The organism is Rhizobium mulingense, assembly GCF_029194105.1.
Classification (GTDB): Bacteria; Pseudomonadota; Alphaproteobacteria; order Rhizobiales; family Rhizobiaceae; genus Rhizobium; species Rhizobium mulingense.
Genome location: NZ_JARFVE010000004.1, coordinates 455,165 through 470,162 on the forward strand (window position 1 = coordinate 455,165; position 14,998 = coordinate 470,162).

At 62.8% G+C, this 14,998-nt stretch carries 14 protein-coding genes; 11 read left to right on the forward strand and 3 right to left on the reverse strand.

Going from position 1 to position 14,998, the window contains the following annotated elements; genetic code table 11:
- Window positions 1–78 precede the first annotated feature (78 nt).
- The 3 genes from PYR71_RS11070 (at window position 79) to PYR71_RS11080 (ending at window position 3,831) form a co-directional block, all read left to right on the forward strand.
- Window positions 79–987, forward strand: coding sequence for an AraC family transcriptional regulator (locus PYR71_RS11070; protein ID WP_275619371.1), 909 nt, complete (start codon window positions 79–81; stop codon window positions 985–987).
- Between the two features lie 103 nt (window positions 988–1,090).
- Entirely contained in the window at window positions 1,091–2,149 is a 1,059-nt protein-coding gene (locus tag PYR71_RS11075; protein WP_275619372.1) for a glycosyltransferase family 2 protein, read from the forward strand.
- Window positions 2,149–3,831, forward strand: a complete 1,683-nt coding sequence (locus PYR71_RS11080) for a hypothetical protein (RefSeq protein WP_275619373.1) — start codon at window positions 2,149–2,151, stop codon at window positions 3,829–3,831. Before PYR71_RS11075 ends, PYR71_RS11080 begins: the two co-directional genes overlap by 1 nt.
- On the opposite strand, the gene PYR71_RS11085 is transcribed toward PYR71_RS11080, so the two are convergent.
- Window positions 3,826–4,830, reverse strand: a complete 1,005-nt coding sequence (locus tag PYR71_RS11085; RefSeq protein ID WP_275619374.1) for a sugar-binding transcriptional regulator — start codon at window positions 4,828–4,830, stop codon at window positions 3,826–3,828. The genes PYR71_RS11080 and PYR71_RS11085 overlap by 6 nt on opposite strands.
- Window positions 4,831–4,913: 83 nt before the next feature.
- Window positions 4,914–5,948 (reverse strand): sn-glycerol-3-phosphate import ATP-binding protein UgpC, encoded by a 1,035-nt coding sequence (locus PYR71_RS11090; RefSeq protein WP_275619375.1) that lies wholly within the window; start codon window positions 5,946–5,948, stop codon window positions 4,914–4,916.
- 150 nt (window positions 5,949–6,098) lie between these two features.
- Here PYR71_RS11090 and PYR71_RS11095 point away from each other — a divergent pair, with 150 nt between their 5' ends.
- The 6 genes from PYR71_RS11095 (at window position 6,099) to PYR71_RS11120 (ending at window position 12,618) form a co-directional block, all read left to right on the forward strand.
- Window positions 6,099–7,457 (forward strand): extracellular solute-binding protein, encoded by a 1,359-nt coding sequence (locus PYR71_RS11095; protein WP_275619376.1) that lies wholly within the window; start codon window positions 6,099–6,101, stop codon window positions 7,455–7,457.
- A gap of 13 nt (window positions 7,458–7,470) precedes the next feature.
- A complete protein-coding gene (locus PYR71_RS11100; RefSeq protein WP_275619601.1) occupies window positions 7,471–8,436 on the forward strand; it encodes an ABC transporter permease subunit in 966 nt (321 codons plus the stop codon).
- Between the two features lie 2 nt (window positions 8,437–8,438).
- The gene (locus PYR71_RS11105) at window positions 8,439–9,359 is read left to right on the forward strand and encodes an ABC transporter permease subunit (protein WP_275619377.1); all 921 of its coding nucleotides are present in this window, start codon (window positions 8,439–8,441) and stop codon (window positions 9,357–9,359) included.
- 27 nt (window positions 9,360–9,386) lie between these two features.
- On the forward strand, window positions 9,387–10,115 hold the full coding sequence (locus PYR71_RS11110; protein ID WP_275619378.1) for a glycerophosphodiester phosphodiesterase family protein: 729 nt from the start codon (window positions 9,387–9,389) through the stop codon (window positions 10,113–10,115).
- Window positions 10,116–10,118: 3 nt separating this feature from the next.
- Window positions 10,119–10,835: an HAD family hydrolase gene (locus PYR71_RS11115; RefSeq protein ID WP_275619379.1), complete on the forward strand. Its 717-nt coding sequence runs from the start codon at window positions 10,119–10,121 to the stop codon at window positions 10,833–10,835.
- Window positions 10,836–10,986: 151 nt separating this feature from the next.
- Window positions 10,987–12,618, forward strand: a complete 1,632-nt coding sequence (locus PYR71_RS11120) for an FGGY-family carbohydrate kinase (RefSeq protein WP_275619380.1) — start codon at window positions 10,987–10,989, stop codon at window positions 12,616–12,618.
- Window positions 12,619–12,633: 15 nt separating this feature from the next.
- Here PYR71_RS11120 and PYR71_RS11125 read toward each other — a convergent pair whose 3' ends face one another.
- Window positions 12,634–13,089, reverse strand: coding sequence for a hypothetical protein (locus PYR71_RS11125; RefSeq protein ID WP_275619381.1), 456 nt, complete (start codon window positions 13,087–13,089; stop codon window positions 12,634–12,636).
- Between the two features lie 172 nt (window positions 13,090–13,261).
- On the opposite strand from PYR71_RS11125, the gene PYR71_RS11130 reads away from it, so the two are divergent.
- Complete coding sequence (locus PYR71_RS11130) at window positions 13,262–13,927, forward strand: TetR/AcrR family transcriptional regulator (RefSeq protein ID WP_275619382.1); 666 nt, start codon at window positions 13,262–13,264, stop codon at window positions 13,925–13,927.
- A gap of 50 nt (window positions 13,928–13,977) precedes the next feature.
- Window positions 13,978–14,997 carry a ketol-acid reductoisomerase gene (gene ilvC, locus PYR71_RS11135; RefSeq protein ID WP_004668557.1) on the forward strand — a complete coding sequence of 340 codons (1,020 nt, stop codon included), beginning with the start codon at window positions 13,978–13,980 and terminating at the stop codon, window positions 14,995–14,997.
- Window position 14,998 lies beyond the last annotated feature (1 nt).

Sequence of the window (14,998 nt, forward strand, 5' to 3'; positions counted from 1 at the left end):
AATTGCCTGGGCGAACCTAGATAGAAGCCACTTCGGATAAGAGCCGTTCAGCAGGCGTTAGACAGAAAGAGTTGCCGCATGACTTTGCCTTTCAACCCCTATCAGGAAATCGTCGATATAGCGATGCGCTTCGCGACCGACGACGGCGAGTTCTCGACCGAGATCGGCAATCTCCGCATCAGCCGGCGTTCCAGGCCGAGCGATCCCTTTCACAGCAGGTACCGTCCCTGTTTTGCCTTCGTGCTGCAGGGGGCCAAAAGCCTGCAGCTCGGCACAGAACGCATCAGCTACGGAACCGGAGACTATCTCTTGACCTCGCTCGACCTGCCGGTCGCCTGGCGTGTCACGGAGGCTAGCCCCGAGGTTCCGCATCTCTGTCTGGGGCTGGCGATCGATTCCGAAAAGCTTCTGGAGCTGCTCAGCCGCACCGATATTCCGCGCCCGGCCGCCGATAGCGACGGACAGCGCGGTATGGTCGTGAGCGTCGCGCCACCGGAGCTCATGGATGCCGCCGTCCGTCTGCTCCGGTTGCTCGATTGTCCAGGCGACATTCCGGCCATGGCGCCGCTGATCGAGCAGGAGATCCTCTATCGGGTGCTGACGGGGCCGCACGGCGCGCGGCTGATCAACATCGCCACATCGGACAGCCACAGCAACAGGATCGCCCGTGCCGTCGCCTGGCTAAAGGAGAATTTCGCACGGCCGCTGCGCATCGAGGACCTTGCCGAACGCGTCAGCATGAGCGTGTCGTCCTTCCATCACCACTTCAAGTCGGTGACGGCGATGACACCGGTGCAGTATCAGAAGCAGCTTCGCCTGCACGAGGCGCGCCGGCTGATGCTGGTGGAGCGACTGGACGCCGGCACCGCCGGCCATCGCGTCGGCTATCAGAGCCCGTCGCAGTTCAGCCGCGAATACAGCCGCCTCTACGGCGCTTCGCCGGTCCGCTACATCGACGGCGTGCGCGAGATGATGGCGGCGGAATAGACGCCGCGCCCGGCGCGATATACTTGCTTTGCTCTGTATTAAAGGATGTTTGACTTTTCGCGGCTAGTCTGGCGCCAAACATCCAGTAGGCACTGACCAGCGCATGACGCAAGCACCACTTCTCTCCATCGTCGCTCCTTGCCATAACGAGGAAGAGGGACTGCGCGAGTTCTGTCGCCGTGCGGCCGCCGCTGCTCAGAGCGTTGCCGGCGATGCCTTCGAGATTATCCTCGTCGATGACGGCTCGTCCGACGGCACCTGGGAGATCATTTCGGAACTGGCGGCGAAGCTGCCGCAGGTGCTCGGCGTCCGTCTGTTGCGCAATCACGGCCACCAGCTGGCGTCGACGGCCGGCCTTTCCGCATCGCGCGGCGAGCGCGTCCTTTTGATCGACGCCGATCTTCAGGATCCGCCCGAGCTGCTGTTGATGATGATGCCGATAATGGAGCGCGGCGCAGACGTCGTCTACGGCCAACGCACGCGCCGCGAGGGCGAGACCTGGTTCAAGCTCGCCATCGCTTCGCTGTTCTATCGCACGCTTTCCAGGCTCGCTTCCGTGACCATCCCGCACGATACCGGCGATTTCCGGCTGATGCGCCGGCGCGTCGTCGATATCCTGCTGGCGATGCCGGAGCGCGATCGCTTCATTCGCGGCATGGTCAGCTGGATCGGCGGCAGGCAGGTCGCTCTGCCCTACGAGCGTGATGCCCGCTTCGCCGGCACGACCAAATATCCGCTGCGCAAGATGATCAACTTCGCGCTCGATGCGATCACCAGCTTCTCGACGACGCCGCTGCGCATCGCTACATGGCTCGGCATGATCAGCGCCAGCATCGCGATGGCGCTGCTCGTGTATACCTTCGTTCGCTGGCTGCAGGGCGAGACGGTCACCGGCTGGTCGTCGATCATGGCCGCCGTCAGCGCCTTCAGCGCCATCCAGCTGATCTGCATCGGCATCATCGGCGAATATCTCGGCCGTCTCGTGCAGGAAAGCAAGAAGCGGCCGATGTTCATGATCGAAACGATCCTGCGGGGCCGCGAACGCGCCGAGCTGCCGACTGCTTTTTCCGAGATGAATGCCGGCGACAAGCGCGCCGCGCTGGATACTGCCTTCGGATTCGAAGCGTTGGCATCGTCGCACAAGAGCAATCGGATCGGATAATGGACCGGATTTCCACGCCTGCTGTAGCGGCAGCCGGGTCTGATGAATTGGTGGCCCGGCAGGATTCCACCGTTGCGATCGCTGTTTTCGTGGCGTTTGTCGCCACCCTGGTCGTGTTGTTCCGCTTTCCGCCGATTCTTGATTACGCAAATCACTACGCCCGTATCTGGCTGCTATCCGGGGGCATCGGCGAGCGGCCTTTTCCGGAGGTCTATACGGTCGATTGGAACCGCACCTTCACCAATGTCGGCATCGACCTTCTGGCGGCCTGGATGGGGCCGCTCGTCGGCGCAGACAGGCTGGCGCGGGCTTTGCTTTTCCTGGCGATCGTACTGCCGCCGCTTGGCGCAATCAGTTTGCACCGGGCGCTGTTCGGCGGCCGGCACTATTGGCAGATCGCCATGCTGTCGCTTGGCTGGTGCGCTACAATGATCGGTGGATTCATCAATTTCCAGATCGGCCTTGGCATGGCCTTGTTCTTCGCCTGCGCCGACCTGCGACTACAGCGCCGCAATCCCTTGCTGCTTTTCGCCTGGCGGCTTGCCGCCATGCTGATGCTGACGGTGATGCACATCTTCTCGCTCGGCTTCTATATGGCGATTATCTGCGGCCTCGAATTTTCCTGGCGTTTCGATGTCTTGCGATCGAAGTCCGGCCTGGTGAGGCTCGCCAGCCGGTTAACGCTGGCGCTGGGCGCATGCGTTCTGCCGCCGTTGGCACTCTATCTCCGTTCGCCAGCTTTGCCCAATGCCGGTGATAACGGCCTTGCCCTTGCCTGGAATGACGGCGTCGTCCTGATTGTCATGAATTTGCTCTCCGCGATCACCACATACATTCCGGCGGTAGACGTGGTGATGGTTCTGCCGTTGATTCTCATCTGCACGCGTGCCGCACGCGCGGGCGATATCCGCGTGCATGCGGGGCTTGCCGTGGCAGCCAGCGGGCTGCTGCTGCTCTCCTGTGTATCGCCTCGCCATATGCTCGGAACTGGATGGATCAGTTGGCGCTTTCCGATCATGACGGCACTCGTTGCCATGGCGATGGTGTGTCCTTTCGCCAATCTGACGCGCCGCCAGGCGCTGTTGCTGGCGCTCGTCGTCAATCTCGCGGTTTTCGGCCGGACGGGCTGGATCGGTTGGAACTGGTGGCTTGCACAAAAGGACATTGCTGCCGTCGAGACCGTGCTTAAAAAGGTGCCGGTCGGCGCGGCCGTTCTGCCTCTGGAGCATGATCCCAAGACGGTGAGCGGCCTTGCGCACTCCAGCCGGTATTTTTTCTTCAGAGAAGAGACTTTCTGGCACCTTCCAACGCTTGCCACGCCTTTCGCGCATGCGTTCGTGCCGACCCTCTTCACCGCGAAAGGCAAGCAGCCGCTATCGGTTCTGACACCATGGTCTGAGATCGCGGTCCCCGAAGGCAATCTGCTGTCGATCGGCGTGCTTTTGTGCCCGGCAATGATGCAGGCCTATGAAGACTTCACACCCTATCTGTTGGACTGGCGCGGACGTTTTGATTTCATCCTCGCCGTCAATGCGGATACTTCCGACCGGTATGTAGGCACTGTGATGCCGGTCGGCCTGACGCTGGTCGAGGATGCCGGTTTCGCCAAGCTCTACGCGATCGAGAAGGTGGTGCCGCAAGAGTCCCTTTCGGTTCCTGCCGGTTGTCCGGCGGCTCTATGAGCCGTTGCCTGCCCTCAGATCGAGTGCAAGCTGTCGCGCTTGCCGGGCCGTGTCTTCGTCGCAGATCAGCACGTTGCCCAGACCGGACAGCAGCACGGCGGCGATAGCCTGCGCCTTGTTCAGGCCGCCGGAGGCGAAGACGACGTTCGGAATGGCGCGCAGCGCTTCGAGCTCAGGAGCAATCGCGCATCTGTTGATCGCATGTTCGATCGGCCGCCCTGTCTTGTCGATGAACTGGCCGAGAATATCGCCGCAGGCGCCGGCTGCGAGCAGCTCCTCGATATTGATGTTGCTCGGCAGGCCGTAGCGCATCAGCAGCGAGCGCTCGGTCATGTCGCCGATGCTGAGCACGATGACGTCATTGGCCTCGATCTGGCGAAAGGCCGTTTCAAAAACGTCCTGTTTGATGATCGCGGTGCGCGACGCCGGGCTGCCGGCATAGATCGGCGCTGCGAGATAGGCGCATTCGGCATTGAGCTGGCGGGCGAGATCGCTCGCAATGTCGAACGTATTGATCTCGATGCCGTGCGTCAGCCCACCCATGACCGAATTGACGCAGAGATCGGGCCGTCTCAGCGACGGCATGTGGCGCACCATTTCGCGCAGCGTCGCCCCCCAGCCGACGCCGACGCCGCGGATATTGCCGCCGTTCAGCAATTGCGTGAGATAATCGGCGGCCGCCTGGCCGAGGAGAACAGGGATGAGTTCCGCGTCCTCCGGCGTCGGAACGATGATCGCCCGAGTGAGGTTGAATTCCGCCGCCAGCTGCTGTTCCAGGGCGACGCAGGAGGTTAGCCGGGAATTGAGCGTGATCGTCACGAGGCCGGACCGTCGCGCTTCGGCGATGATCTTGTTGACGCGAAGCCGGTTGGTCGATAGCGCTTCGGCGATCTCGCCCTGCGTGCGTCCCTCCATGTAATAGAGCCAGACCACGCGCACCTGCATCTGCTCGTCGGGCAGCGCTACGGGCGCAAGAGAAGCACTTCTGTTCTGTGACATGCGATAAAACTGCGCCTCCGCTTCGACGCCATGGATCTCAAATCCCCGGCGCTTGTCAATCGCAGGGGCCCGCCGTCAGCCGGTCAATCGGTTCGCCGCCCCGTCGTCCTGTTGAAGGGGTGCAGATCACCCCTTCGCACATGGCAGAAAATGCGGTCGCCCTCCTGCAGCCGCCGATCGGTGGGAACGCTCGCGACGATGCGCTTGTCGCTGCCATCGATGCGCAGATGTACGTTGTTCTCGTCGCCGACAGTCTCGATCAATTCGACAAGGGCGTCGAACCGGAGATCGTGCGCCGATCCGTCGCCGAGATTGACCGCACCCGGCCTGATGCCGATGAGATCCGTGTCTCTGGGAAGCGCGAGGTCACAGGGGCCGAGCTCGTCCAGATCGATCAGGTTCATCGGCGGAGAGCCGATGAAGCCGGCAACGAAGACGGTCTCGGGACGGCGGTAGACCTCGATCGGCGTGCCAATCTGCTCGATCCGGCCACCGTTCATGACCACGAGCCGGTCGGCGAGCGTCATAGCTTCGAGCTGGTCGTGCGTGACGTAGAGGCTCGTGGTCTTCAGCTGCCGCTGGAGCCTGCGGATTTCGACGCGCATCTGCACGCGAAGCTTCGCATCAAGGTTGGATAGAGGCTCGTCGAACAGGAAGGCGGCGGGATCGCGGACGATGGCGCGGCCCATGGCGACGCGCTGGCGCTGGCCGCCCGAGAGCTGGCGAGGGCGCCGCTCCAGGAACTCGCCGATCTCGAGAACGCCGGCGGCATTGGCGATCCGCCGGTCGATCTCGTCGCGCGGCACGCGGCGATTTTTGAGGCCGTATTCGAGATTCTCACGGACAGTCATGTGGGGATAGAGCGCGTAATTCTGGAAGACCATGGCGATGTTGCGGTCGGCCGGATCGACATGGCCGACATCGTTTCCAGCGATTCTCAAGTGCCCCGAGCTTATGGCTTCAAGGCCGGCGATCATCCGCAGCAGGGTTGATTTCCCGCATCCCGAAGGCCCGACCAGCACGATCATCTCGCCGTCGGCGACGCTGAGATTGATCCCTTTCACCGCGGGAACCGCTCCGTAATTCTTCTTCAAATCGATGAGTTCGATCGCTGCCATGGCATCCTCCTTCGCCGTCGTCATACATTTGTAACATGCTATTGACATTTGTAACAAGTAACCCCAACCTTGTTTTATCGCCACTCTGGGAGGGGTTGATCGGCGCAAGCGCGCCGGTCGGCGAACAACGGCTATGGAGAGGAAAACGAAATGACGGCAGAGTCTTCGATGGGCGCCCGCTTGCGGCGGGCGATCCGCTCGTTCGCGGCGGGTGCTGGACTGGCGACGCTTGGATTGGCAGCTGCGGGTGAGGTGAGCGCAGCCGATCGCGTCAAGATCGAATGGTGGAATGCGGCAGGCGGGCGCCTCGCCGAAATCACCAACAAGCTGATCGCCGACTTCAATGCCTCGCAGGACAAATACGAGGTCGTCGGCATCGGCAAAGGCAATTACGAGGAGACCATGGCGGCAATGGTGGCCGCCTACCGCGTCCGCCAGCAGCCGGTGCTGATCCAGGCGGCCGAGCGGGGTTTTCTCACCATGTACAATTCCGGCGCCATTATTCCGGTACCGGACCTGATGGAAAAAGAAGGCTACAAGATCGACTGGAACGATTTCGTAGCGCCGGTCGCCGGTTTCTATCTGGTCGACGGCAAGCCGGTGGCGATGCCCTTCAACAGCTCGACGCCGATCTTCTGGTACAATGCCGATCACTTCAAGGCAGCCGGTTTCGACAAGCCGGGCGAGACCTGGCAGGAGCTCGACAAGCAGTTGCGTGCCATCAAGGAGAAGGGCGTTTCGAAGTGCCAGATGGCGCTGGCGAACGACTTCTACTGGAGCCTGATCGAGAACTACGCGGCGATCCAGGACCAGCCTTACGGCACCAAGGCGAATGGCTTCGGCGGCCTCGACACCGAATTCATCTTCAACAAGAGTCCGCTGGTCGTCGGCCAGGTGACGCGCCTCAAGACCTGGCTCGACGCCGGCATCCTGCAGATCGCTGGGCAGGGCCTCTCGCCCGACCAGCTCTTCACCTCGGGCACCTGCTCGACCTATGTGGCTTCCACCGCGGCGCATGCTGCCGTCGAAAGCGGTGCGAAATTCAATTGGAGTGCGACGTTCCTGCCGCATGAGGAAGGCATCGAGCCGAAGAACAGCACTATCGGCGGCGGCGCGCTCTGGGTCCTGAAAGGCAAGTCGGATGAGGAATATGCCGGTGCCGCCGCCTTCCTGAATTTCCTCGCCTCACCGAAGACGCAGGTCTGGTGGAGCAAGCAGACCGGCTATGTGCCCGTCACCAACGCCGCCTATGAACAGGCCAAGTCCGAGGGCTATTTCAAGGATCACCCGACCCGCGAGATCGCCATTCTCCAGCTCACGCGCGGAACACCGACCGACAATTCGCGCGGCTTCCGCTTCGGCAACCATAACCAGTCGATGGCGCTTCTGGTGGAAGAGATCCAGGGCGTCTGGACCGGCCAGAAAACCCCGCAGGAGGCGCTGGATGAGGCGGCGGTGCGCGGAAACCAGATCCTTCGCCAGTACGAGCAGCTTCATGCAGCAAAGTAGAACCATGGGAAAGATGGAAGGCGCCGCCCGGCGCCTTCGCATCCCGGATCTTCTGTCGACGGGCCGCTCGGTCGCGCAGCCGTCGGAGGCCGGGTTGAAGTCCGCCCACTTCAATAGGCCGTGGCTTGCCTTCGGGCTGGTCGCGCCGCAGCTGCTGATCCTGCTGTTTTTCTTTTTCATTCCTTCCTACAAGGCGCTGTCGCTGGCCTTCGTGCAGGTCGATCCCTTCGGCGGCACCGAGATTTTCGTCGGGCTCACGAATTTCTACAATCTATTCGCAAGCCCGGAATATCGCGGCAGCGCGCTGTTCACGCTCTGGTTCACCGTGGCCCAGAACGCCGCAACGCTTCTGCTTGCCGGTCTCTTTGCCTTCGCGACCGATTTCGTGATCAGGGGCCGGGGGATCTACAAGAGCATCATCCTGCTTCCCTATGCGATCGCGCCTGTCATATCGGGGGTGATCTGGGCCTTCCTGTTCAATCCGGCGGTGGGGCCGGTCGCGCAGCTTCTGCATGGGTTCGGTTTCGAATGGGACCCGAACCGGCGGCCTTTCGATGCGCAGCTTCTGGTGACGATCGCCTCGGTCTGGAAGAATGTCTGCTACGATTACATCTTTCTCGTCGCGGCCTTGCTGGCCGTGCCGGCCTCGCTGCTGGAGGCGGCAAAGCTCGACGGCGCAAGGCCCGTGCGGCGCTTCTTCACCATTTCGCTTCCCCTGATCTCGCCGACGATCTTCTTCCTCGTGGTGATGAACTTCGTCTACGGCCTGTTCGAAACCTTCGGCATCATCGACGCGGTCACCCGCGGCGGTCCGGCGGGGGCGACGAACAGCCTGGTCTACAAGGTCTATCAGGACGGTTTCGTGCAGCTCGACCTCGGCTCGTCGGCCGCCCAGTCGGTGCTTTTGATGCTGATCGCCATCCTCTTCACCATCGTTCAATTCCGCGCGCTCGAGCGCAAGGTCAATTACCAGGTGTAGCCATGCCCGAACGCCATCTCGGTCTATCGATCTTCTGCCACGCCATATTGTTGATCGGCGCGGTTTTCGTCTGCCTGCCGCTCTATTTCGCCTTCGTCGCCGGCTCGCTCACCTTGCAGGAGGTTCAGCAGGCGCCGTTCCCGGTCTTGCCCGGCTCGCATTTCTTCGAAAACCTGGCCGCCGCCTGGCAGCAGGGCGAGTTCTCCCAGCTATTCCTGAATTCGATCATCGTCACCGCCGGCATCGTCGTCGGCAAGCTGGCGATCTCGCTGATCGCCGCATTCGGCGTCACCTATTTCCGCTTCCCGTTCCGCATGACGGCGTTCTGGCTGATCTTCGTGTCGCTGATGCTTCCGGTCGAGGTCCGCATCATCCCAACCTATGAAGCGGTCGCCGATGCTGCCGGGCCGATCCGCTGGCTTGCCGGCACGATCGGCCTTTCCGGCGTCGTCGAACGGCTGACCGGATACAGCATCGAAGCCTCGCTGAAATGGAACATGGTCAACAGCTATGCCGGGCTGATCCTGCCGCTGATCGCCTCTGCCTCGGCGACCTTTCTGTTCCGGCAGTTCTTCCTGACCGTTCCCGACGAGCTTTGCGAGGCGGCCAAGCTCGACGGCGCCGGTCCGTTGAAGTTCTTCAAGGATATCCTGCTGCCGCTGTCGCGCGCCAACATCGCGGCGCTGTCGATCATTCTGTTTCTCTACGGCTGGAACCAGTATTTGTGGCCGCTGCTCTTCACCACCGACAAGGAGATGGGAACGGCCGTCCTCGGGCTGAAGCAGCTCGTTCCGGTCTCGGACTCCGCGCCTGCCTGGAACATTGCGATGAGCGCTGCGCTGCTCGTCATGCTGCCGCCTGCGGCCGTCATTCTCTTCATGCAACGCTGGTTCACCAAAGGGCTGGTGGACTCCGGAAAATAACACGAAGATCTCAAGGATATTCAGACGATGGTGCATATCATCGGCCACCGCGGTGGCCGCAATCTCTGGCCTGAAAACAGTCTTTCAGGCTTCCGAAAACTTGCGCAAATGCCGGTCGATGGCGTGGAATTCGACATCCACCTGACGCGGTCTGGCGAAATGCTCGTCATTCATGACCCGACGCTCGAACGCACCACGGATACACATGGGCCGGTCGCCGATCTCGGACCCGGCAAACATCGGGAAATCAGCCTCAAGGACAGCGACGGGGAGGCGATCCCGACACTGGAAGAGGTCCTTGCCGTCTTCAAGGACACGCCGCTCGAACTTCACATCGAACTGAAGACGCACGCCGACGGGACGCCTTACGAGGGGTTGGCGGCCAAGGCATTCGCCGCCGTCGAGCGGCTTGGTCTAAAGGAGCGCTCGATCCTGACGAGCTTTCATCCCGACGTGCTTGCCGATATTCGCAAGGCCGCGCCCGGAATTCGCACCTTGTCGTCCTTCGACGCCAAGTCGGCCGAGCGCCTCGGCCTTGCGAGCGGCCTCCGCCTGATGAAGCAGTGCTCGGATATTATCGCGATCGAGAAGTCGCTGCTTCAGGCGAAGTGGGACGAGATCACCCAGCACGTGCCGCTCGACCGGCTCGGCGCCTGGGTTCCGAACGAAACGAGCGATCTCGAATACTGGCTCGCCAAACCGATCCGGCAGATCACCACGGACCGGCCGGATCTCGCCCTGCAAGCGCGGAGGTGAGGCATGCTCGATAGCCGCATCGATCATCCCGGCACGCGAAGCGCCATGGACAGCATCGACCTCGTGATCTTCGATTGCGACGGCGTGCTGATCGACAGCGAGCCGATCGCCAGCCGTACGCTCGCGGAAACGCTTCAAGGCGCCGGTATTGCGATCAGCGCGGCGGAGGCCCATGTCAAATTCACCGGCAATTCGGAAAGCATCATCGCCGAAATGTGCCGGCGCGAATACGGAATCAGCGATGTCGAGGCGCTGTTCGAGAGGTGGCATCGCCATCTGTTCCAGGAATTCGAACGCTCGCTGACACCGATTGCCGGCATTGCCGAGGTCGTCAACAATCTCGACCGCCCGAAATGCGTCGCATCGAACAGCACGATGCGGCGGCTGCGCAACAGCCTCGGCAAGCTCGATCTCTGGTGCGCCTTCGGCGAAGACGTGTTCAGCGCCGAATTCGTTTCCCGACCGAAGCCCGCGCCCGACCTGCTGCTGCATTGCGCCGAGCGTTTCCAGGCCCGCCCGGGCAAATCAGTCATGATCGACGACAGCGTCCATGGCGTGGCGGCGGCAATCGCCGCCGGCATGACGGCCATCGGTTTTGTCGATCCGGCCGATCCGAGGCCCGGCCGCCGCGCGGTGCTCGATGCCGCCGGAGCGGCCGCCGTTGCGACAGGGGCGGGGGAGCTCACCGCCATTCTCGAAAATGTCGGAGGAAGGCTGTGACGGCATCTGCCCAGCGCGTTGGCCTCCTTGCCATGGCGCCGCGACTGCGTAATGTCAGCCTCCCTGGAGGCGATCTTTCCAGACGTAGAGTTTGAAATCGGGCTGAAACTGCCCATCAACCCCGATCGCAGGCGATCTGAAGCGAGAGACCATGAGCGACACATTCCACACCCCGGAGGCGGATGCCAGATACGTCATCGGCGTCGATGTCGGCACCGGCAGCGCCCGGGCCGGCCTGTTCGATATGGCCGGCAGCATGCTGGCCTCCGCCAAGCGCAATATCAGCCTGTTTCATGAAGCCGGTTCCATCGTCGAGCAGTCGAGCAGCGAAATCTGGCGCGCCGTGTGCGCGGCTGTGCGGGAGGCGGTTGCCACAGCCGGCGTCGATCCGGCTTCCGTGGTCGGGCTCGGCTTCGACGCCACCTGCTCGCTCGTCGTCCTCGGCGAAGGCGGCAAGCCGCTGCCCGTCGGGCCTTCGGAAGATCCGGACCGGGACATCATCGTGTGGATGGACCACCGTGCCGTCCCGCAGGCGGAGCGCATCAACGCCTTCGGGCATGATGTGCTGCGCTATGTCGGTGGCCGCATCTCGCCCGAGATGGAAACGCCCAAGCTTCTCTGGCTCAGGGAAAACCGCCCCCAGGTGTTCGATGCCGCCTGGCAATTCTTCGACCTTGCGGATTTCCTCACCTGGCGGGCGACCGGCGACCTCTCGCGTTCGACCTGCACCGTCACCTGCAAGTGGACCTATCTCGCCCATGAAAAGCGCTGGGACAGCAGCTATTTCCATCAGATCGGCCTCGGCGTGCTGGCGGACGAAGGTTTTGCCCGCATCGGCACCTCCATCGTCGAGCCCGGCTCGGCGCTTGGTCAAGGACTGACCGTTGCTGCGGCAGAGGACCTCGGCCTGATACCGGGCACGGCCGTTGCGGCCGGGCTGATCGATGCCCATGCCGGCGGCGTCGGAACCGTCGGCGCCGATCCGCAGGCCAATCTCGCCTATGTCTTCGGGACCTCTTCCTGCACGATGACCTCGACGGCGGAACCGTCTTTCGTTTCCGGAGTCTGGGGACCTTATTATTCGGCGATGGTGCCGGGCCTCTGGCTGAACGAGGGCGGCCAGAGTGCCGCCGGCGCGGCGATCGACCAGCTCCTCTCCTTCCATCCGGCGGCCGGCGAGGCGAGGGAGCTTGCGACGAGCGCCGGCACTGCGCTGCCGGTCCTGCTTGCCGACATGGCCGCCGGCAAGGCGGGCCGTGCTTCCGATGCGGTCAAGCTGGCGGCCGGGCTGCATGTCGTTCCCGAGTTCCTCGGCAACCGCGCGCCCTTTGCCGATCCGCACGCCCGGGCTGTTATCGCCGGTCTCGGCATGGAGCGGGATCTCGACAGCCTGGTTGCGCTCTACATCGCCGGGCTTTGCGGCATCGGCTACGGCCTCCGGCAGATCATCGAAACGCAGGCCGAGGCGGGCGTCACCGTCGAAAACATCGTCATCAGCGGCGGCGCCGGCCAGCACGATTTCGTCCGCCAGGTGCTTGCCGATGCGAGCGGCAAGCCGGTGGTCGCCACGAAGGCCGAAGAGCCGGTGCTGCTCGGCGCGGCCATTCTCGGGGCCGTCGCCGGCCGCCAATTTGCCGATGTGCGCGCGGCGATGAGCGAGCTCACCAGGGTGGAGACACGTTTTCAGCCGTCGGACGGCGAGGTTTCCGATCTCCACCGCAAGCGTTACGAAGCCTTCAAGGAGCTGCAGACGCTGGCGCGCAAGCTTCGCAGCGATGGCTGACATGGCTGCGCGAGATTAATTGTTGATGGCGATGATCGCCCAATGGCTCTCGTCGCAGGCGTTGTCGTCGCAGACCGCGCCCATCCAGACGGCGCCGTTGGCGAGCATGACGCCCTCGCTGCTGACGAAGAGATCCTGATATTGCTGGCGGCCGACGGCGCGGCGGGTCTCAGGCGTCACCAGATCGTCGAAATTCTCGACGAAATCCTCGGCGTTCTCGACATCGTAAGTCTCGCCATTGGCCTTCACGCTTAGCGGATATTCGGCAAGGCCGGCGATGGTCTCGGTGTCGCCGGAGCGCATGGCGAGAACGAGCTGGCGCAGCGGCCGGTCGAAGCCCGCGGCATCGCCGTGCAATTCCTCGATGCGGTCATAGACCTCGCTATCCTGCGCGGTGGCGCGGCCGGTGAAGGGCGCCGTCGCCAGGAGCAGCGCTCCGGCCAGGAGAAGGGCAGCAGAATGGCGCGGCATGGAAGGCTCCCGGCAAATGACGTTCGACAAGCATTATGCAATCGCCATCAGTGTCCGCCTATCCAATTCTGGTGCCGGGCCCGCTTTCCCGTATAAAAATCTGCCGGGCCCGGCTTGACGGCCCGATCGGTTTGCCGCATAAAGCTCACGAACCGTACCGTACGGTACGTATATGGGAGCCGTGATCGTGTCCGTCGATACTGCAGAGCCGAGCGAATTTTCGCCGCGCCAGAACGCCGTTCTGGAACAGGCGCTGCGGCTGCTCGTCGATGGCGGCGAGAAGGCGCTGACGACCTCGGGTGTGGCGCGCGCCGCCAATTGCTCCAAGGAAAGCCTCTACAAGTGGTTCGGCGACCGCGATGGTCTGCTGTCTGCGATGATCGCCTATCAGGCGAGCAAGGTGCGCACCTTCGAGCGCAACGGCGAGCGGCTGACGGCGGCGAGCCTGCACGACCATGTCGTCATCTTCGCGCGCGACCTGCTCGAGGTGCTGGCCGGCGACGTCTCGCTGGCGCTGAACCGGCTGGCGATCGGCCAGTCGCATCGCGACGGCTCGAAGCTCGGCAAGCTGCTGCTGGAGCGCGGCCGCCGCCAGATCGACCGGCGCGCCATGGCGCTGATCGATGCCGGCAAGAGGGCAGGGCTGCTGCGCTTTGCCGATGCCGACGAGGCCTATCATACGCTCTACGGCCTTGTGGTCTCCGACCTGCATGTGCGCATGCTGCTCGGCGAACCCGGCCTCAAGGATACCGCGCGCCAGGCGGAGAAGGCGGTGACCGCCTTCCTCCGGCTCTACGGCACGGAAAAGGTACTGGCGGAGATGCCGGCTCTCGGCTGATTTCGCCTGAATGACAGTCAACAGGACAAGCACAAGGGAAGGAACTTCAAATGCGCGTCTATTACGATCGTGATGCCGATCTCAACCTCATCAAGGCCAAGAAGGTCGCCGTCATCGGCTACGGCTCGCAGGGCCGTGCCCATGCGCTGAACCTCAAGGACAGCGGCGCTCAGAACCTCGTCATCGCTCTGAAGGCCGGTTCGCCCACCGTCAAGAAGGCTGAAGCCGACGGCTTCAAGGTCATGACCGTTGCCGAAGCCGCCGGCTGGGCCGACCTGATGATGATGGCGACGCCGGACGAGCTGCAGGCCGACATCTACAAGGCCGACATCGCGCCGAACATCCGCGACGGCGCAGCCATCGCCTTTGCTCACGGCCTCAACGTTCACTTCGGCCTGATCGAGCCGAAGGCTTCGGTCGATGTCGTCATGATCGCGCCGAAGGGCCCGGGCCACACGGTTCGCGGCGAATACCAGAAGGGCGGCGGCGTTCCCTGCCTCGTTGCCGTTCACCAGAACGCATCCGGCAACGCGCTCGAACTCGCTCTCTCCTACGCCTGCGGCGTCGGCGGCGGCCGTTCGGGCATCATCGAAACCAACTTCCGCGAAGAGTGCGAAACCGACCTTTTCGGCGAACAGGTCGTTCTCTGCGGCGGTCTCGTCGAGCTCATCCGCGCCGGTTTCGAAACGCTCACCGAGGCAGGCTACGCGCCCGAAATGGCCTATTTCGAGTGCCTGCACGAAGTGAAGCTGATCGTCGACCTGATCTATGAAGGCGGTATCGCCAACATGAACTACTCGATCTCCAACACGGCCGAGTGGGGCGAATACGTCACCGGTCCGCGCATCATCACCGAAGAAACCAAGGCCGAGATGAAGCGCGTCCTCAAGGACATTCAGACCGGCAAGTTCACCTCCGAATGGATGCAGGAATACCGCTCGGGCGCGGCCCGCTTCAAGGGTATCCGCCGCAACAACGACAGCCACCAGATCGAGGAAGTCGGCGCCAAGCTGCGCGGCATGATGCCCTGGATCGGCAAGAACAAGCTGGTCGACAAGAGCGTGAACTAAG